Below are 18,078 nucleotides of genomic sequence, written 5' to 3' on the forward strand. Positions count from 1 at the left end.
GTTTTGACGACAACCGTCGTTCTCAGGGCCGCCATGCGCTCTTTCACCGCCTACCTCGTTTCGTCATTCCTCATTTTGGTTTCGTCATTGGCTGCGAAGCAGCCGAACATCATCCTGATGATGGCGGATGACATGGGCTTCTCGTGCATCAGCCCGTATGGTGGCGAGATTCACACGCCGAACCTGCAGAAACTCGCAGACGAGGGGCTGCGCTTCACGCAGTTCTACAACAACGCCAAGTGCACCACCACGCGCGCGTCGCTCCTCTCCGGCATGTATCCGCGCAACAGCGGCAACGCGATCCCACAGAACATCGCCACGGTGGGCGAGCAGATGCGCGCGGCAGGCTATCGCACCGCGCTGTGCGGGAAGTGGCATCTCGGCAGCAAGGCGCCGCAGCGGCCCTTCGATCGCGGATTCGACGAATACTACGGCCTCATGGACGGCTGCTGCAATTTCTTCAACCCCGCGCAGCCAGATCCACCGGCCAAGGGCAACAAGGTGCGCGTCTTTGGGCAGAATGACGAGCTGATCACGCAGTTTCCGCCCGGCTACTACACCACCGACGCGTTCACCGATCACGCGATCAAGACGATCAAGCGCTTCACCACCGAATCGAAGCCGTTTTTCCTGCATCTCGCGTTCACCTGCCCGCATTATCCGCTGCATGCGCCTGCGGAGGACATCGCGAAGTATCGCGGCAAATACAAGGCGGGCTGGGAGGCGATGCGTGAGGCACGTTACGCACGGCAGAAGGCGATGGGCCTGTGGGACACGATGCCTGCGCTCTCCGGCACCGATTCCAAAGCCTACAAGTGGGAAGGCTCGAATCAGGACTGGGAGGACCTGCGCATGGCCACCTATGCGGCGATGGTCGATCGCATGGATCAAAACATTGGCCGCCTGCTGAAGGCGCTCGATGAACTCGGCATCGCCGACAATACGATCATCATGTTCCTTTCAGACAACGGCGGCTGCACCGAGGAGCCCGGCGGGCGCGATGCCACGCAGGAGCCCGGCATCGCGAGCACTTACACTGCCGTCGGTCCTTCGTGGGGCTGGGCGCAGAACACGCCGTTTCGTCGCTACAAGAGCTGGGTGAACGAAGGCGGCATCAGCACGCCGCTCATCGTACGCTGGCCGGCCCAGGTGAAGGCGGGCACGAAGACCAATCAGGTCGGCCACATCATCGACATCGTGCCGACATGCCTCGAAGTCGCTGGTGCCAAACCGCTCGCCGAAAGCCACGGCGAAAAGACCACACCGCTCGAAGGCAGCAGCCTGCTTTCTGTTTTCCGTGGTGAAACACGCACCCCGCCCGACGAACTGTGCTGGGAATGGAGCGGCAACTGCGCCGTGCGTCATGGGAAGTGGAAACTCGTGTGGGATACCGCCGCGAAGCCGGTGAAGTGGGAGCTTTACGACCTCGAAGCCGACCGCACCGAGATGCACGACCTCGCGGCTGAGAAACCCGAACTCGTGAAGGAACTCACCGACGCCTACACGAAGTGGGCCAAGGCCACCGGCCGTAAACTGCCCGGCGCGACGAAGGGCAAGAAGAAGGCCGAGAACGAGTGAAGTCAGCGGCAAGCCGAACGTTTGAGACGAATCCCATGAAACTTCTTCGCCCCTTTGCCCTCCTGCTTGTCTGTGCGCTCTTCGCCGTCATCCGCCCCGTTCTTGGCGGAGAGCTGACGCTCACGGAAACAGACGATCAAATCCGCATCACCCTGCGTGGCAAGCCCGTGCTGGAATACATCAAGACCGAAAAGCCTGTCCCCGCAGGCATCGAGCCTTACTACCGACGGAGCGGATACATCCATCCGGTTTACACTCCCACCGGGCAGGAGATCACTGGGGACTTTCCCGCCGATCATGCCCATCAGCACGCGCTCTACTTTGCGTGGACGAAGGCCAAGTTCGACGGGAAGGAAGTGGATTTCTGGAATCAGGCAAAAGACCTCGGCAGGGTTGAGTTCCGCGAGGTGGTGAACCTGAAGCGGGACGAGCGGCAGGTCTCGTTCAGTGTGAAACATGCATTCACCGTGGGCACGGGCGACAAGCGCGTTGATGCGCTCCATGAAATCTGGACCGTCACTGTCTATCAAACCCCGGAGGATCATTTCTTGTTCGACATCGAGAGCGTCCAGGAATGCGCCTCATCCAAGCCGCTGAACCTGCCGCAGTATCATTACGGCGGCATGGCGTTCCGGGGGAATTATCAATGGTTGAAGGAGAAGGACGATCACAGCATTCATCCAGGCGACCTGCAGATTGTGACGAGCGAGGGCAAAGATCGATGGGAAGGCAATGAAACCCGGCCGAATTGGGTCGCCTTCTCGGGCAAAATCGACGGACAGGAGGTGTCGGCCGCAGTTTTCTGCAGCCCGAAAAACTTCCGTGCACCGCAGCCTGTGCGCATCCATCCCAACAAGCCTTACTTCTGCTTCGCTCCCATGATCGAAGGCCCGTTCACGATCTCGCCCGGCGAGAAATACACGTCGCGATACCGCTACTTGGTGACCTCCCATCGACTCAATGCGGACAGTATCGAGGCGTTCTGGAAGGAATACTCCGCGTCACCATAGTTTGTCCATTCGCGTCACCGCCTCGTCGAACGGCCAGCGAAGCTCGCGCACCGCTCGCCGCTCGCCTGAAAAGGCTCAATGCCAGGACAGCACGCTTCCGGAGCATTTTAAACACGGCAAAGGCAAGGAAGACGGATGCTCGACACGTTCTGTTATTCTCCATGATTCGCCGCGCTTTTCTTTGCCTCGTCTTTGCCATCACCGCAGCATCAGCCGCTGATCCGGCGCGTGTGTTGATCATCGTTGGCCCCAGCAAGCATCCGCCGGGCTCGCATGAAGTCGCCGCGGGAGGACGCGTGATGCAGCATTGCGTCGAACACATGACGAACGTGCCCGGTGTGAAAGCGGACGTGGTTTATGAGTGGCCTGAGAAGGCGCTACGCGATGCGGCGCGCACCGTCGTGTTCATCGGTGACACGTTTCCGGCGAACCGCCTGCCGAATCCGCAGCAGAACCTCGCCGATCTCGATGCGATGATGAAACGCGGCTGCGGCATCGTGTGCGTGCATTATGCGACGGGCCTGCTCGGCGAAGACGTGACTATCGAGGGTGATCATCCGCTGCTGCGCTGGATGGGCGGCTATTTCGCCAACCGTTCATGCAAGCATCACGAGTCCTTCGCGAAGATTTTCCCCGCCGCCACGATCACGCCTGCCGCGCCGCAGCATCCGGTATCGCGCGGCTGGAAGGAGTTCACGCTGCATGACGAGCCTTACACGAACAACTACTTCGGTCGCGGCAACATCATGGCGCCCAATGTCACCACGCTGGCCACTTCGATGCTGCCGCCGGACAAGCCGAAGCGCGAGACCGTGGCATGGTGTGTCGAACGCGATGATGGCGGGCGCGGATTCGGCATCGTGATGCCGCACTTCTACAAAAACTGGCGCAACGACGATCTGCGTCGCTTTATCCTCAACGCCATCGTCTGGACTGCAAAACTCGACGTTCCTGCTGACGGTGTGCAGACGACGCTTCCCGATCTCGCCGAGTTCAAACCGGAGGCCGTCGAATACGTCCCGCCACCACCGAAGCAGAAACCAGCTCCAACCAAGTGATCATGAAATCGACTCTCCTCATCCTTTCGTCATTTCTCGTTCTGGTTTCGTCGCTGGCTGCGAAGCAGCCGAACATCGTTCTCATTCTCGCGGACGATCTCGGTTACGGCGACCTCAGTTGCTACGGACATCCCAAGTTCAAAACACCGCACATCGATCAAATGGCGGCGGAGGGGGCGAAGCTGACGCAGTTCAACTGTCCGGCACCGTTCTGTGCGCCGACACGCGCGTCGCTGATGACAGGACGTTATCCGTTTCGCTGCGGCATGACTTCAAACCCGGCACCGGACGGCGGGCCTGCAGCAGACGCGCTGCATCTGCCGGATGGCGAGGTCACGCTGGCGCAGGTGTTGAAGTCGGCGGGTTATGCGACGGGCATGATCGGCAAATGGCATCTCGGCCATCACGCGGGGTATCTGCCCACGGATCGCGGTTTCGATGAGTACTTCGGCATTCCGTATTCGAACGACATGCGTCCGGTGCAGGTGCTGGAGGGGACGAAGGTGGCGGAGTATCCCGTGGTGCAGGCGACGCTGACGCAGCGTTATGCGAAGCGGGCGGTCGAATTCATCGAGCGCAACGCGAAACAGCCGTTCTTCCTCTACTTCGCCGAAGCGATGCCGCACAAGCCGCTCGCGGCCTCCGAGGAGAACTACAAGAAGAGCGGCGCGGGTCTGTATGGCGACGTGATGATGGAACTCGATGCGAGCGTGGGACGCGTGCTCGACGCGATCAAAGCAAACGGCCTCGATGACAACACGCTGGTGATTTTCAGCAGCGACAACGGCCCGTGGTTCGGCGGCAGCACGGCCGGACTGCGCGGCATGAAGGCGGCGCAGTGGGAAGGCGGTTATCGCGTGCCGATGATCGCCCGCTGGCCCGGCAAAATCCCCGCTGGCCACGTGAGCGGCGAGATCGCGATCATGATGGACCTCTTTGCCACGATCCTGAACGTCACCGGCACGAAGATGCCCGACGATCGCGTGCTCGACGGTCGCAACATCATGCCGCAGTTCACCAGCGATGCGAAATCGCCGCACGACTACATCTTCGGCCATCAAAACGCACGCCTGGCGAACATCCGCGACGCACGCTGGAAGCTGCATGTGCTGCCGGCAGGCGGCATGAAGTTCAAGGCCGGACCCGACGGACGCTGGCCGGATCCGCGCGCGCCGGACGGCGTCACCATCATCGCGCCGTTCGAGCAGTACAACCTCGACGCATTCCCCGGCCTGAGCAGCGGCGATGAACCCGCGAAGATGCAGCTCTTTGACCTGCAAAACGATCCGGGCGAGCAGCATGATGTGGCCGCGCAGCATCCCGAAGAAGTGAGACGCCTGCTGGCTGCGTATGAATCGATGAACAAGGACGTGCCGGTCGTTCCCGACATGAAGCGCGTGCCCAAAAAGTAATCGATCATGAAATCCATCCTCCTCGGCGCATTCGCGCTCTTCGCGGCCAGCAGCATGGCCGGTGCCGCGCCGGTGCGCGCCGGTGCGGCCACCAGCAACATCACGCCGGACATGGGCGTGGTGCTCGACGGCACGATCATGAAAATCGGCCCCGCGAAACACGTGCATGACGAGTTGCACGCGCGATGCCTGGTGCTGGACGATGGGACGACGCGGATCGCCTTTGCGGTGTGCGATGTGACCATGATGGCGCCGGAGATCGTCGCGGAGGCGAAGGCGCTGCTGAAGAAGTCGCTCGATCTGCCGCCGGAAAACATCCTGATTTCCGCCACGCACACGCACAGCGCTCCGCGGGCGCTGAACATCGGCTTTGGTCCGGCGAACGAAGCCTATCATCACTTCCTCGCGCGGCGCATCGCTGAAGGCATCCAGCGCGCGGCATTTCTGCTCGCACCGGCGAAGATCGGCTGGGGCGGCGTGAACAAGCCGGAGTTCGTGTTCAACCGTCGCTGGTTCGTGAAGACGGACAGCAAGCGCGCGAATCCCTTCGGCCGCATCGGCGAGCGCGTGCAGTTTGGACCGTCCCTCGCGGATGCGGAGAAGCCATCCGGCCCGGTGGATCCCGAACTGTTCGTCCTCTCCGTGCAGCATGCGGACGGGCGCCCGCTCTGCGTGCTGGCGAACTACGGCCTGCACTATATCGGCGGTGTGCCCACGGGACATGTGAGCGCGGACTACTTCGGCGTGTTTGCGGACTGCATTCAGGAGAAGCTCCACGCCGACCGTCAGGATCCGCCGTTTGTCGGCATCATGTCGAATGGAACGAGCGGCGATGTGAACGGCGTGAACCTCAAGGACCCCAACAAACGCAAGGCGGGCTATGCGCGCATGCATGAGGTGGCGGACGATCTCGCCAGCGCAGCGGTGGAAGTGATCGGACGCATCGAGCACCGCAGCGATGTGGAACTCGGCGCAAAGCTGACACAGCTTCCGCTGCACGTGCGCAAACCGGGCGCGGATCAGGTGGCGTGGGCGCAGTCGTTGCTCGGCACCGAGGAGGCCAAAAAGACGAACCCGTCGCGTCCGATCATCTACGCGCGGGAGACGATGGGGCTGTCCGAGTATCCGGACACGCTTCCCATCACGCTGCAGGCGCTGCGCATCGGCGATCTCACCATTGCCTCGGCACCCTGCGAGGTGTTTGCCGTCACCGGCCTCGCCATCAAGAAGGAGAGCATGGCTAAGGCGACATTCACGATCGAACTGGCAAACGGCTACGGCGGTTATCTGCCCACGCCGGAGCAGCACGAATACGGTGGCTACGAGACCTGGCCCGCGCGTTCCAGCTTTCTCGAAGTCGAAGCGGAGCCGAAGATCCGCGCGACGCTGGTGGAGCTGATCCGCGAGGTGAATGGGAAGTGAGCGGCACCTTCGATGAAAGAGGACCGGGTGCCTTTCGTCCTTAATCCTCGTGTTCCAGCCCGCCGCTCCCAACCTCCTCGCGTCCATCGTCGCCTGCTTGAGCCTCGCGATTGCCGCGACTCATGCCACCGACGGAGTTTACAACGCCCAGGGCGAGATGAGCGGCGAAGTCACGGACACCAGCGCACTGCTGCAATCGCGCCTCACGGCGATCCCAGGACCGCAACTCGACGCGCAGGGCGATGTGCCGGGCGCGCCAGGCGTGGCGTTGTTTGAGTGGAGCGAATCAGCCGACTTCGCCGGATCAAAGAAGAGCGACAAGCTGAAGGCGGAGCCGGAGCATGATTTCATCGTGCGGACGCAAGTCACCGGATTGAAGCCGGACACGACCTACCATTACCGGCTCGTTTTTGGCGAAGATGGTACTTCAAAGACCGGACCCACGCGCAGCTTCAAAACACTGCCGGGTGCGACTTCGACCGCAACAGTTCATTTCTGCATGGGCAGTTGCATGAACTACCACAAGTTCATGAACGGCAAGGCGGGCAAGGCCGACGGACCGATCACGGCGACCGAGGAGGACAAGAAGCTCGGCTTTCCGTCCTTCGCGGCTATGGCGGAGTTGAAGCCGGACTTTTTCATCGGCACCGGCGACATCGTTTACTACGACAACATTCTCAATGGTCCGGCGACAACGCTGCCGGAGCTGCGCGCCTGCTGGCATGAGGAGTTCCGTTTTCCGCGACTGATCTCGCTCTTTGCCAGCACACCGGGCTACTGGTCGAAGGACGATCACGACTTTCGTTTCGATGATTCCGATCTCGGCGGCAGCAAACTGCCCACGCCCAGCACCGGCATCGAGATCTTCCGCGAGCAGATGCCCATTCATCCGGCGGGCGACCGCACCACGCCCACCTACCGGACGCACCGGCTGAACAAGCATGTGCAGCTCTGGTTCACCGAAGGACGCGACTACCGCAGCCCGAACAAGTCCGAGGACGGTCCGCAAAAAACGCTGTGGGGCGCGGAGCAGAAGGCCTGGCTGGAGCGCACGCTGAAGGCGAGCGACGCAGCGTGGAAGATCATCATTTCGCCGACGCCGATGGTCGGACCGGACGACGCGCGGAAGATCGACAACCACACGAATCTCGGCGGCTTCAGGCATGAGGCGAACGAGTTCTTCCAGTGGCTGAACGACAACAACATTCACAACCTGTTTGTCTTCTGCGGCGACCGGCACTGGCAGTTTCACAGCATGCATCCTTCCGGCGTGGAGGAGTTCGCCTGCGGTGCGTTGAACGATGAAAACTCGCGCGTGGGCGTGGCGCCCGGATCGAAGAAAAGCACGGACCCCGAAGCCCTGATCAAGCAGCCTTACACTTATCCCGAACCCACCGGCGGCTTCCTGCACGTAAGCTCGCAGGAGAACGGCGGGCTCGTCATCGAATTCCGGGATGACCACGGAACGATCCTGCACACTGTCACCAAAACACCGAAGCCCTGAACCAACCACATCCATGAAACTCGCTTTCGCCTTCCTCGCCCTGCTGTCACTGGGCACGCATGTCCTCGCCGATCTCGCCGGCAGCAAGCCCAACATCATTCTCATCATGACCGACGACCAGGGCTACGGCCAGATGGCGTGTCATGGTCATCCGTGGCTGAAGACGCCGAACCTTGACGCGCTGCATGACAAAAGCCTGCGCTTCACACGCTTCCTCGTCAGCCCCACGTGCTCACCGACCCGCAGTGCGATCATGACGGGCCGGCATCCGATGAAGAACGGCATCACGCACACGATCCTGGAGCGCGAACGCATGACGCTCGATGCGACCATCCTGCCGCAGGTGCTCAAAACGGCAGGCTACACCTCCGCGATCTTCGGCAAATGGCATCTCGGCGACGAAGAACCCTACCAGCCGCACAAACGCGGCTTCGACGAGGCTTTCATCCACGGCGCGGGCGGCATCGGCCAGGCTTATCCGTGTTCCTGTGCAGACGCACCGGGCAACAAGTACATGGACCCGGTCATTCGTCACAACGGCAGCTTTGTGAAGACGCACGGCTTCTGCACGGATGTCTTCTTCACCGCCGCGCTCGGCTGGATCAAGCAGCAGAAGGACAGCGGCAAGCCGTTCTTCACTTACCTCGCCACGAACGCACCGCACGGTCCGTTCATCGCGCCGGAGAAAAATGCGAAGCGCTTCACCGATCTCGGCTTCGGCAAGAATGAGGCTGGATTCTACGGCATGGTCGAGAACATCGACGAGAACATGGGCCGCCTCGCGGAGAAGTTGAAGGAGTGGGATCTCTACAAGAACACGATCATCATCTTCATGTCCGACAACGGCACCACAGGCGGTGTCTCAGGCGTGGCTGGGAAGGACATCGCACCCGGCTATCCGTTCTTCAATGGCGACCAGGTCGGACTCAAAGGCTCCACCGATGAAGGCGGCGTGCGCGTGCCTTTCTTCGTGCGCTGGGACGGCCACATCACACCCGGACGCGACATCGACAACATCGCAGCACACATCGACATCCTGCCAACGCTCGCCGGACTCGCGAACGCCGAGATTCCGAAGAACCAGGTCGAAGGCCGCAGCCTGCTGCCGCTCATCGAAAACAAGGCGGACAAGTGGGAAGACCGATTCCTCTACACGCACGTCGCCCGCTGGTCCACCGGCGAAGAGCCGAACAAATACGAGTTCCTGAACTACGGCGTGCGCAACCAGCGCTTCCGCTACGTCGGTCCGCGCGGCGGCGGCAATCCGAAGAAGAACAAGAAGGCCGGCCTGCAACAGCCCGCGGCCAACGCGAAGGGCGCGCTCTACGACCTCGAGGCCGATCCGTATCAGAAGACCAACGTTATCGGCGACTACCCGGAAGTGGCCGATAAGATGAACGCCGCCTACGAGGCCTTCTGGAAGGAAACACGTCCGATGATGGTCAACGAGACCGCACCAATGTCACCCACACAGCCGTTCCATGTGCTGTATGAAAAGCAGCTCAAGGAAGGCGGCATTCCGGATTGGAAAGCACCGGAGCTTTGATTGGTGCCATTTCGTCTGGCTTTCGAAAGGAAGCACCGTGCCTGCATGCCATCGTCTGATTTCACCCCGAACCACCTTATGAAAACCGCCGCCACATCCCTCCTCGTCGTGCTCGGTCTCACGCTCGCATCCATCGCAGCGGACAAGCCGAACGTCATCATCGTGATCACGGATGACCAGGGCTACGGCGATCTTTCCTGCCACGGCAATCCGCGCCTCAAGACGCCGAATCTCGACGCGCTGCACAAGGAATCGGTGCGGCTCACGGACTACCACGTCTCGCCTACCTGCGCACCGACGCGTTCGGCGTTGATGACCGGTCATTTCTCCAATCGCACCGGCGTATGGCACACGATCAACGGGCGCTCGATCCTGCGACAGAACGAAGTGACCATGGCGCGTGTCTTCAAAGACGGCGGCTACGGCACGATGATGGTCGGCAAATGGCATCTCGGTGACAACTATCCGTCGCGTCCCGAGGACAAGGGCTTCGACGAAGTCTATCGCCATGGCGGTGGCGGCGTGGGCCAGACGCCCGACTACTGGGACAACGCCTACTTCGACGGCTCCTACAACCACAACGGCAAGGCCGAGCCTGCGAAAGGCTTCTGCACGGACGTGTTCTTCGATCACGCCATGGGCTTCATGAAGGATCAGGCCGCGAAGAAGTCGCCCTTCTTCGTCTATCTTTGCACGAATGCTCCGCACGGTCCGAATCACAGTCCGGAAAAGTTTGCCGATCCTTATGCCGATCTCGGCACCGCGACGGCGCATTTCTTCGGCATGATCGCCAACGTTGACGAGAACATGGGCCGCCTCTCCGCCTTTCTCAAAGAATCGGGCCTCGAAGAAAACACAATCCTCATCTTCACCACGGACAACGGCACCGCCGGTGGCGCGAAAGTCTTCAACGCAGACATGCGTGCGGCCAAAGGCAGCGAATACGACGGCGGCCATCGCGTGCCGTTTTTCATCCGCTGGCCTGCCGGCGGTTTCACCGGCGGACGCGATGTGGACCGCCTCACCGCGCACGTGGACATCCTGCCCACCTTCATCGACTTGCTCCAACTGCCCGCGCCTGCAGGCGTGAAGTTTGACGGCACCAGCATTGTGCCGCTGCTGAAAGGAAAGGCCGAAGGATGGCCCGACCGCGTGCTTGTGACCGATTCGCAGCGCATTCACACGCCGGTCAAATGGCGCAAATCCTCCGTCATGACCGACCGCTGGCGTTTGATCAACGGCAAGGAACTGTTCGACATCGAATCTGATCCCGGACAGAAGACCGACCGCGCCAAGGACTATCCCGAGATCGTCGAACGTCTGCGCAAGGACTACGAAACGTGGTGGAGCAGCATGGAGCCGAGCTTCAGCGACGACTGCGAGATCACGCTCGGCAACGACGCCGACAATCCGGCCACGCTCACCGCGCACGACTGGCTGCTGCCGGACGAAAAGATGTCGCCGTGGAATCATTCCGCGATCCGCGCCGAGAAAGGCGAATCGCAGGGTAAGTGGGCCGTGAACGTCGAGCAAGCCGGCCGCTACCGCATCGAACTCCGCCGCTGGCCCGTGGAGGCCAACAAACCCATCGCCGCCAATCTGCCGCCCGGCGCCGACGTGCCCGGAGTCAAAGCCTACCGCACCACGCCCGGCAAAGGTTTCCTTGCCACCAAAGCCTCGCTCGAAATCGCCGGTCAAAAAGCCGAATCCAAGATCACCGATCCCCAGGCCATCGGCGTCAGCTTCGAACTCGATCTTCCCTCCGGCGTCACCACGCTAAGCGGCACCTTCACCGCCGCCGACGGCACACAGCTCGGCGCCTACTATGCGGTGGTGAAGCGGCTTTGAATCGGCTCATAGTGACGTGACATCATTGAAGGCTGTCGCAGTGCTCCCCGAACGCAGCCATGCACGCTACGGTGTCGACGGCAAGAGGAGTTGCTTCCCCCGCGCATCACCGCCCAAGGGAAACAGGCAAGGCAAAAACTTGGAATGCTCTAAACCGACCTTATTCCGCCGGCGGCAGCTGCACCTGCGGCAACGGAGCCACGATGTTTACCGGCCAGGGCACAAATTTTTCGATGATGCCAGTGCCGAGTTCTTTGCCAGTCTCGTACGCGCGGCGGAACATCTCGAGCTTGGCATCGATGTTGTCCACGTGATGCAACGCGATCGCCTCCGGTGTCTTGGGCAGCACAGGCGACCCAAACTCATGCGTGCCGTGATGCGCGGCAATCAGATGCAGCAGATGCAGCCGAACCGTTTCAGACGCAGGCTCGAGCGTGATCCAGTCCGCAGCCTCGGGAAGTTCCAGCAGATCCCGCCAGAGCTTGTTCACCAGTTCTAATCCGAGCGGAATGTGACCGAGCATCTCGGCGGTGAGATTGTAGGGCATGGTGAAACCGGATTCGGCGTACACGTTTTCCCAGAGCTTGCCACAGTCATGAAACAAGACGCCGGCAATCATCAGATCGCGGTTCAAATGGGGATACACGCCCGCCACGGCCACCGCACAGCGCATCATCTGCGCCACATGCTCCACGAGGCCTCCGCGCCGCGCATGATGATTCCGCCGCGCGGCTCCCGTGCGGCGAAAACGCTCGCCATAACGTTCCAGAAGCAGCAGGCACAGCTTCAGCAGCCGAGGATCGCGAATCGAATCAACGAACGCCTCTATCTCGGCGAAGTCGGCTTTTTGTCTGGCTGCGAGATCAGGATCTCCCAGCAGCAGCGTCATGGTTTCCTCCTCTGACAGAGAGCGCATCTGCACCTGACGCGGTTCCAGGCCGTATTTGCCATCCACCCACTGACCGGCGAGCTGAATGAAAGCGTTTCGCGCGAGTTTGGCCGCGTCATGGAACAGCGGATTGTTGTCAAACACACGCCAGACCAACGAATCCCCCGCATCGACCAGCTTCACTTCGAAAAACGGGCTGCCGGAGCTCGTTGTCTTCTCGATGCGTGATTCGACCTGCAGATGCAGCCGGTACGGCTGCGCCGCTTGATTCGCGACCTGCCGCAGTTGTGTGATCGTGATCAGGTCGAGGTCGTTGGAGATAGCATCTTCCATGTCGCCAGCTTGGCCGTGAAGCACACCCAGCGTCAAGAGCGAACCGGCTCGGCGATCTCCCGCCACGGCCCCTGCTTGAGCACGATGTCCGGCACCAGCGACTGCCACTGGGGATCGCGGGCATGCACCATTTTTCGGACTTCGGCACTGGTATGAAACAGGAACTCCTGCGCGACGGGAGCGTCGATGGCGCGCACGCTGTGAGTGGCGGTCATGTAGCGCAGCAGATGCTTCTGCTCGCGGGTGACGCGGGCATCCTGAGCACCGAGAATGCTGCCGCTCATCGGATCACCCATGGGATAGACATACAGTCGCACCTGGTTTTTGAAAAGGCGACCGAAGGCTTCGAGCAGACCGCCTTCGAGATCGGTGCACCAGCGCTCATTGAAAAGTTCTTCAAACAGGGGCAGCCCGAGCACGATGCCGATGGGCTGCTGTGTGTGGCGCGCCAGGAAGCTGCTCACACGATGGAATTCAGGATAGCGTGAGATCAGCACGTTCTTCCCCAGCGCCTGCAGAACGTCTGCACGGGCTAGGAACTCGCTGTCAGGAACTTCGGAACCACCGGCAAGGAGGTTGTGCATGGTGATCTCGAGAAGCTCGATGTTGTTCTGCGCAGCCTCGCCGAAGTCCGCCTGAAACGCCGCCTGCCCACGCTCGATCATGTCGAGATTGAGCTTGGTGATCGGATCAAAACTGCCGCGCTTGAGCAGAACAGGTTTTTTGTAGAGCACATCGGACGCCTGCCAGATCTCGCCATCTGCTCCGAACAACGCGGCGTCCGCCAGTCCCAGACGCACCAGCTTGAGGGCAACCAGACGATCCTGGAATTCGGAGGCGGCAAACGCCGGCCCGCTGAAATCAACCATGTCGATCTCGACGCGTTTGCGACTGAGGTCGTCCAACAGGCTCTGCAGCAGGATCGTCGGGTCATCGCGCAGGTTGAACGTGGCATAGAGCAGATTCACGCCAAGGATGCCAAGCGCGTCCGCCTGACGTGCGTGGGTGTCCTCCAGAAGACGCACGTGCATCTGAATGTCACTGCTGGGGCCACCGGGCTCCGTTTGAAAACGCAGACCGATCCAGCCATGACATTCTTCATTGGTATCACGGTAGGATCTCGCACGCACCGTGTCAGCAAGGGTGAAGAAGGTGGTCGTCGCCCCGCGCTGGGCACTGAGCCGCTGAAGCAGCATGGGATACTCATGGCCGAGCATGGCGCACATGCGCTGGCGGGAGACGTAGCGCGTGGCCTTGCCATAGATCTCGTCACTCACGATCATGTCGTAGGCGGACATGGTCTTGGCCACCGTACCGGATGCGCTGCCTGCGCGAAAGAACCAGTTGGCAATTTCCTGGCCGGCGCCGATCTCTGCAAAGGTGCCGTAAATGTCGCGGGAGAGATTGAGCCTGAGGGCTTTTTCGAGAGTTCCGGGGCGTGCGCTGGCAGAGTTCATGGGGTGTTTTATGATGCGCACGCGCGGGGGCGATGCACGAAGCATTTGAAGGCGGTTCCGGCACCATCGGGATCGGTCAAATGGGCCGGAGCTTTCTGAGCTTGCAGGAACTCGGCCAAAGTTTGTCCGGAAACCTGCTCGACGCCCAGTTCCGAGAGCCAAGCAACATAATCGGTGAAATTGATGTCCGCGGTGATGTCCTGACGCCCCGGATTAGCATAAACATCGGCGCCAACGAGCCTCTGATGCAGCAGGTAGGCTCTCAACGTGCCCTGCGGCCGACGATGGTAGAGCTGAGGAAGTGCATCGCCGTAGTCGATCGTGAGCATGGCGCCTTTCTTCCAACGTGGCGTCCAGCCTGCGAGCCATTCACGTATGCTGGGATGAAGTTCGCAACGCTGGCCGTCGGTGAACGTGGAGTAGCGCAAGGCACTGAAGTGCGATGCCTCCAGATTGAGCGGATGCAGCGACTCCGGCACCCAAACTTCGAGCCAGCGCTGCTCCGCGAGGTTCCACTGCACAAGCGTGGCGGGGAAGGCATCGAGCAACTCGTTATGATAGATGAAAGCGCCGCCCCGAGCGCTTTCGAGAGCGGAAATTAGAGTCTCGTGCCAGACGACTCGGTCTCCGAATTTCCTTTTCTGCTCCTCACGAAGCACTGGGGAAGCCTCGACGATATGGAAAACGAACCGGTAACGTGCCCACCATCCGAGCGATTTGCGAACGGTCCGCATGAGCGATCCGTCACCTGCGCCGACTTCGATGATATGACGGACACCGGGCTGTCGTCGGGACTCAGCCTTCAACCAAGCCGCAAGGGCCTTACCGAGGGCCGGGGAAAGCGTGGCGAAGGTGCTGAAGTCTCCACGCGCTCCAACCGTGCGAATGTGCCGGGTGTAATAGCCGCGTTCGGGGTCGAACAATGCGCGAGCCATGAATGCCGAAAACGGCTCAGAAGCTGCGGATGATTTCATCGGCAATGATTTCGAGCCCTTCGCGCACGATGTGCTGCGGTTGCGAGTATGTAAGGCGCAAACATTCGTGCGGGTGACGCCAGTCCTGATCGAGACCGTAGGAGAAGTAATGGCCGGGGATGACGAGCACCTTGCGCTCTTTCAGCCGGCGGTAGAGCTCTTTCGCGGGAATGGGGAGACCGTTGATCCAAAGCCAGAGGAAGAACGCACCCTCCTGCGCATGTAGCGCCCACGGAACACGATCGCCAAGAGCAGACGCGAGAACGGATTTGGCAAAATCGGAGCGTTCGCGGTAGAAGGGGCGGATGATCTCGGGTCCGAGCCTGACGAGCGTGTCGTCTTGGAGCAGCGGCTGCAGAATCGCCTGACCGAGATTGCCGTTCGCGAGCGAGACGATGGCGTTCATGTTCGACAAAGCCTTCACGATCTGCGGATCGGCGACGATCATGGCGGTGCGAACACCGGGCAGCCCCACCTTGCTCATGCTGACGCTGAAGATCATCCCTGGCTGCCATTTGGGCTGGAAGCCGTTGTGGATGACGCCCGGAAAGGGATGACCGTAGGCGTTGTCGATGATCAATGGAATCCCATGCGCTTCGCTGAGCGCATGCAGGCTGTCGAATTCATTCTGGGTGAGGACGTTGCCCGTAGGATTCGTCGGGCAAGAGACACACATCGCAGCGATGTCCGGAGTGATGCGAAGGCGGTCGAAATCGACGTGGTATTTGATCTCATGTGGCGCGGTCTCGACAATACGTGGCAGGCATGCGGAGAACTGACCTTCAGCGAGCGCCTGGTTGGCGTAGCCGATGTACTCAGGCAACAACGGGAACAGAATGCGGCGCCTGGTGGCGCCGGTCTGTCCTGCGAGGAGATTGAAGAGCAGGAAGAAGGCACTCTGAGAGCTGGGCATCACCGCGATGTTGTCCTGTGTCACTTCCCAACCGCACCCGCGCTTCAAGAAGGCGGCAAAGGTTTCGCGGAAGAGCGGATTGCCACCAGGCGGATCGTAGTTCAGCAACGCTCGGTCGATACTGCCGTCATCTAGCAGAGCCTGCATGCGCCGGCGCCAGAGCTCCTGCACTTCAGGGATCGCCGCGGGCTGCCCGCCTCCGAGCATGCGCATGTCCGGATGCGTGGTGAGCGCAGCACCGCAGTCGTCCATGAGTTCCTGGATTCCGCTGGGGCCCGCGAGGCGCTGGCCGATGTCTGAGAAGTGGGCTTGCATCAGGAGGCGACCGAAGTTTGCACCCATTCACGGATATCGAAACCTGGCGCGATTTTTTCAATCTGCCATCGACCGTCGGCATTCAGCCGGAAACTGCCGACCCAGCGCTGGTGCCACTCCTCAGGAGCGATCATGCTGAGCTGACGCCTTCCCCCAACCTCGTAGAGATGATAGATCTCACCGCAAACAGGCTCGAAGCCAAAATGACTTTCATAGATGAGCTTGTTCCAGTTGAACGCGTCGATGACCTCCATGTAGCGCTCCTGGATTTCGACCATTTCCTGCTGCAGCACCCGTTCAACACGGGAGGCACCCCGTGCTTTGAAACTGGTGAGGTCCTGCGGAATGATTTTGGCGGCCAGGCGTGAAACGGGATACGGCAGATAGCTTCCGCGCGGCTCTGGGGCCTGCAAAGCTGCGTCGATCGGGTCTAAAGCGGGGGCCATGACGGCCGTAGGATCGGCTCAGAGGAAGGGTGATGCAACGGTGCTTTGATTTGAAAATCAATCCTTGGAGCGTACGATATGGCATGAAGATATTCTCAAACCTGCAGATGAGCGCACTGCTCTGCAGCCTTCTGCTTGCCTCCTGCGCGTCGTCCACGATGGACAGCACTCCAACCGTGGCAGAGTTGAATGCCTATGAAAAGGTGGTCCGGGCCAGGTACCAGCCATCATACGATGATCTGGCAAGGAAGCGTGAGAGCGGAGCCCTTAGCAAAGCCGAGTACGATGAGGAAAAGAGCCGGATCGATTCCAAGGTCGCTCAGGATGTCAATGATGCGGCTTGGAACAAACACTTCCTCGCGGAGTCTGAACGCAAAGCAGACGGTGTTCCCACGCCGGACAATCCCATTGCCTTAAGTTCAGGACAGGCGGGAGGAAGCATGGGATCGTTTTACCGTCCCTCGAATCAAAGCTTCGGAATGGCGGCTGGCATCGGAGGAACTGCCGGCATTGGCAGCATGAACGCCGCCCGTGAACAAGTCGGCAAAGGACAGGGGACTCGTAATGATGCGATGTCGGCCGGTGGAACCTATCTGTCCCAGCCTCCTCCCGGTTCGATCTACGACTCCAACGTCACCCGGTAGTGGAGAATGCATTCGCATGAAAAAGCCCTGTGAGGAATTATCCCCACAGGGCTTTTGATGACGGATTGCTCCGCCACACTGACCTCATAAGGAGGTCAATGCGTTACTTCTTCTTCTTGGCGGCGGCCTTCTTGGCGGCTTTCTTGGCTGGAGCCTTCTTAGCGGCTTTCTTCACAGCTTTCTTTGCAGCCTTCTTGACGGCCTTTTTTGCAGCTTTCTTAGCCATAGTGTTTGTCCTCTGTTTGTTGTTGGTTGCTTTGTTGTTTTGTTTTGCCGCAGCAGCCGGCTTTGCAGCCTTGCCACTACGGACATTTTTTCCCGCGCCAGCCTGAGCGGCTGAACGCTTCTCTTCGATCGCTGCCTGCGCGGCGGCGAGGCGGGCGACTGGAACTCGGAAAGGACTGCAACTCACATAGGTGAGGCCCACACGATGGCAGAATTTAACGCTGTCTGGATCACCCCCGTGTTCACCGCAGATGCCGAGCTTGATGTCCGGCTTCGTCTTGCGGCCTTTCTCAATGGCGATCTTGACGAGTTGTCCGACGCCGGACTGATCCAGCGTGGCGAAAGGATTTTTCTTGAAGATTTCGTTCTCGGTATACGGCATCAGGAAGCTGCCCATGTCATCGCGGCTGATGCCGAGAGCGGTCTGAGTGAGGTCGTTGGTGCCGAAGCTGAAGAACTGCGCCGTCTCGGCGATTTCATCAGCCGTGAGTGCTCCACGCGGCA

15 protein-coding genes are annotated in these 18,078 nt (G+C 60.4%); 9 read left to right on the forward strand and 6 right to left on the reverse strand.

Annotated elements, in window-relative coordinates; translation table 11 throughout:
• The first annotated feature begins 33 nt into the window (after positions 1 to 33).
• From KDL09_RS17885 to KDL09_RS17920, 8 genes are all read left to right on the forward strand, one after another.
• On the forward strand, positions 34 to 1,578 hold the full coding sequence (locus KDL09_RS17885; protein ID WP_294388178.1) for an arylsulfatase: 1,545 nt from the start codon (positions 34 to 36) through the stop codon (positions 1,576 to 1,578).
• Between the two features lie 35 nt (positions 1,579 to 1,613).
• Entirely contained in the window at positions 1,614 to 2,588 is a 975-nt protein-coding gene (locus KDL09_RS17890) for a PmoA family protein (RefSeq protein WP_294388181.1), read from the forward strand.
• Between the two features lie 161 nt (positions 2,589 to 2,749).
• Positions 2,750 to 3,646, forward strand: a complete 897-nt coding sequence (locus KDL09_RS17895) for a ThuA domain-containing protein (protein WP_294388183.1) — start codon at positions 2,750 to 2,752, stop codon at positions 3,644 to 3,646.
• 2 nt (positions 3,647 to 3,648) lie between these two features.
• Positions 3,649 to 5,058, forward strand: a complete 1,410-nt coding sequence (locus KDL09_RS17900; RefSeq protein WP_294388187.1) for a sulfatase — start codon at positions 3,649 to 3,651, stop codon at positions 5,056 to 5,058.
• A gap of 6 nt (positions 5,059 to 5,064) precedes the next feature.
• Positions 5,065 to 6,480, forward strand: coding sequence for a neutral/alkaline non-lysosomal ceramidase N-terminal domain-containing protein (locus tag KDL09_RS17905; RefSeq protein WP_294388190.1), 1,416 nt, complete (start codon positions 5,065 to 5,067; stop codon positions 6,478 to 6,480).
• A 49-nt stretch (positions 6,481 to 6,529) separates the two neighbouring features.
• Positions 6,530 to 7,984 carry an alkaline phosphatase D family protein gene (locus KDL09_RS17910; RefSeq protein WP_294388194.1) on the forward strand — a complete coding sequence of 485 codons (1,455 nt, stop codon included), beginning with the start codon at positions 6,530 to 6,532 and terminating at the stop codon, positions 7,982 to 7,984.
• A gap of 13 nt (positions 7,985 to 7,997) precedes the next feature.
• Positions 7,998 to 9,530: an arylsulfatase gene (locus KDL09_RS17915; protein ID WP_294388196.1), complete on the forward strand. Its 1,533-nt coding sequence runs from the start codon at positions 7,998 to 8,000 to the stop codon at positions 9,528 to 9,530.
• Positions 9,531 to 9,608: 78 nt separating this feature from the next.
• Entirely contained in the window at positions 9,609 to 11,378 is a 1,770-nt protein-coding gene (locus tag KDL09_RS17920) for an arylsulfatase (protein ID WP_294388198.1), read from the forward strand.
• A gap of 160 nt (positions 11,379 to 11,538) precedes the next feature.
• On the opposite strand, the gene KDL09_RS17925 is transcribed toward KDL09_RS17920, so the two are convergent.
• The 5 genes from KDL09_RS17925 to KDL09_RS17945 are packed head-to-tail and all read right to left on the reverse strand — an operon-like array spanning position 11,539 to position 16,705.
• The gene (locus KDL09_RS17925; protein ID WP_294388202.1) at positions 11,539 to 12,600 is read right to left on the reverse strand and encodes an HD domain-containing protein; all 1,062 of its coding nucleotides are present in this window, start codon (positions 12,598 to 12,600) and stop codon (positions 11,539 to 11,541) included.
• Positions 12,601 to 12,632: 32 nt separating this feature from the next.
• Positions 12,633 to 14,057: a TonB-dependent receptor gene (locus KDL09_RS17930; RefSeq protein ID WP_294388204.1), complete on the reverse strand. Its 1,425-nt coding sequence runs from the start codon at positions 14,055 to 14,057 to the stop codon at positions 12,633 to 12,635.
• A gap of 8 nt (positions 14,058 to 14,065) precedes the next feature.
• Positions 14,066 to 14,992, reverse strand: coding sequence for an SAM-dependent methyltransferase (locus tag KDL09_RS17935; protein WP_294388206.1), 927 nt, complete (start codon positions 14,990 to 14,992; stop codon positions 14,066 to 14,068).
• Positions 14,993 to 15,008: 16 nt separating this feature from the next.
• Complete coding sequence (locus KDL09_RS17940) at positions 15,009 to 16,259, reverse strand: valine--pyruvate transaminase (protein WP_294388207.1); 1,251 nt, start codon at positions 16,257 to 16,259, stop codon at positions 15,009 to 15,011.
• Positions 16,259 to 16,705 (reverse strand): DUF2452 domain-containing protein, encoded by a 447-nt coding sequence (locus tag KDL09_RS17945; protein ID WP_294388209.1) that lies wholly within the window; start codon positions 16,703 to 16,705, stop codon positions 16,259 to 16,261. The genes KDL09_RS17940 and KDL09_RS17945 overlap by 1 nt, the downstream gene beginning before the upstream one ends.
• Positions 16,706 to 16,788: 83 nt before the next feature.
• Between KDL09_RS17945 and KDL09_RS17950 the strand changes: the two genes are divergently transcribed.
• Complete coding sequence (locus KDL09_RS17950) at positions 16,789 to 17,349, forward strand: hypothetical protein (RefSeq protein ID WP_294388211.1); 561 nt, start codon at positions 16,789 to 16,791, stop codon at positions 17,347 to 17,349.
• A gap of 103 nt (positions 17,350 to 17,452) precedes the next feature.
• Here the strand turns inward: KDL09_RS17950 and KDL09_RS17955 are convergent.
• A partial coding sequence (locus KDL09_RS17955; protein ID WP_345781096.1) for a putative PEP-binding protein occupies positions 17,453 to 18,078 on the reverse strand: 626 nt, incomplete at its 5' end.

This window comes from Prosthecobacter sp., from assembly GCF_020439865.1.
In the GTDB taxonomy this organism is placed as follows: Bacteria; Verrucomicrobiota; Verrucomicrobiia; order Verrucomicrobiales; family Verrucomicrobiaceae; genus Prosthecobacter.

Bases quoted from the DNA above. Each gene is read 5' to 3' on its own strand.
- KDL09_RS17925 (WP_294388202.1), bottom strand. From the start codon at position 12,600: ATGGAAGATGCTATCTCCAACGACCTCGACCTGATCACGATCACACAA.
- KDL09_RS17895 (WP_294388183.1), top strand. From the start codon at position 2,750: ATGATTCGCCGCGCTTTTCTTTGCCTCGTCTTTGCCATCACCGCAGCA.
- KDL09_RS17890 (WP_294388181.1), top strand. From the start codon at position 1,614: ATGAAACTTCTTCGCCCCTTTGCCCTCCTGCTTGTCTGTGCGCTCTTC.
- KDL09_RS17935 (WP_294388206.1), bottom strand. From the start codon at position 14,992: ATGGCTCGCGCATTGTTCGACCCCGAACGCGGCTATTACACCCGGCAC.
- KDL09_RS17930 (WP_294388204.1), bottom strand. From the start codon at position 14,057: ATGAACTCTGCCAGCGCACGCCCCGGAACTCTCGAAAAAGCCCTCAGG.
- KDL09_RS17915 (WP_294388196.1), top strand. From the start codon at position 7,998: ATGAAACTCGCTTTCGCCTTCCTCGCCCTGCTGTCACTGGGCACGCAT.
- KDL09_RS17920 (WP_294388198.1), top strand. From the start codon at position 9,609: ATGAAAACCGCCGCCACATCCCTCCTCGTCGTGCTCGGTCTCACGCTC.
- KDL09_RS17940 (WP_294388207.1), bottom strand. From the start codon at position 16,259: ATGCAAGCCCACTTCTCAGACATCGGCCAGCGCCTCGCGGGCCCCAGC.
- KDL09_RS17900 (WP_294388187.1), top strand. From the start codon at position 3,649: ATGAAATCGACTCTCCTCATCCTTTCGTCATTTCTCGTTCTGGTTTCG.
- KDL09_RS17905 (WP_294388190.1), top strand. From the start codon at position 5,065: ATGAAATCCATCCTCCTCGGCGCATTCGCGCTCTTCGCGGCCAGCAGC.
- KDL09_RS17950 (WP_294388211.1), top strand. From the start codon at position 16,789: ATGAAGATATTCTCAAACCTGCAGATGAGCGCACTGCTCTGCAGCCTT.
- KDL09_RS17885 (WP_294388178.1), top strand. From the start codon at position 34: ATGCGCTCTTTCACCGCCTACCTCGTTTCGTCATTCCTCATTTTGGTT.
- KDL09_RS17945 (WP_294388209.1), bottom strand. From the start codon at position 16,705: ATGGCCCCCGCTTTAGACCCGATCGACGCAGCTTTGCAGGCCCCAGAG.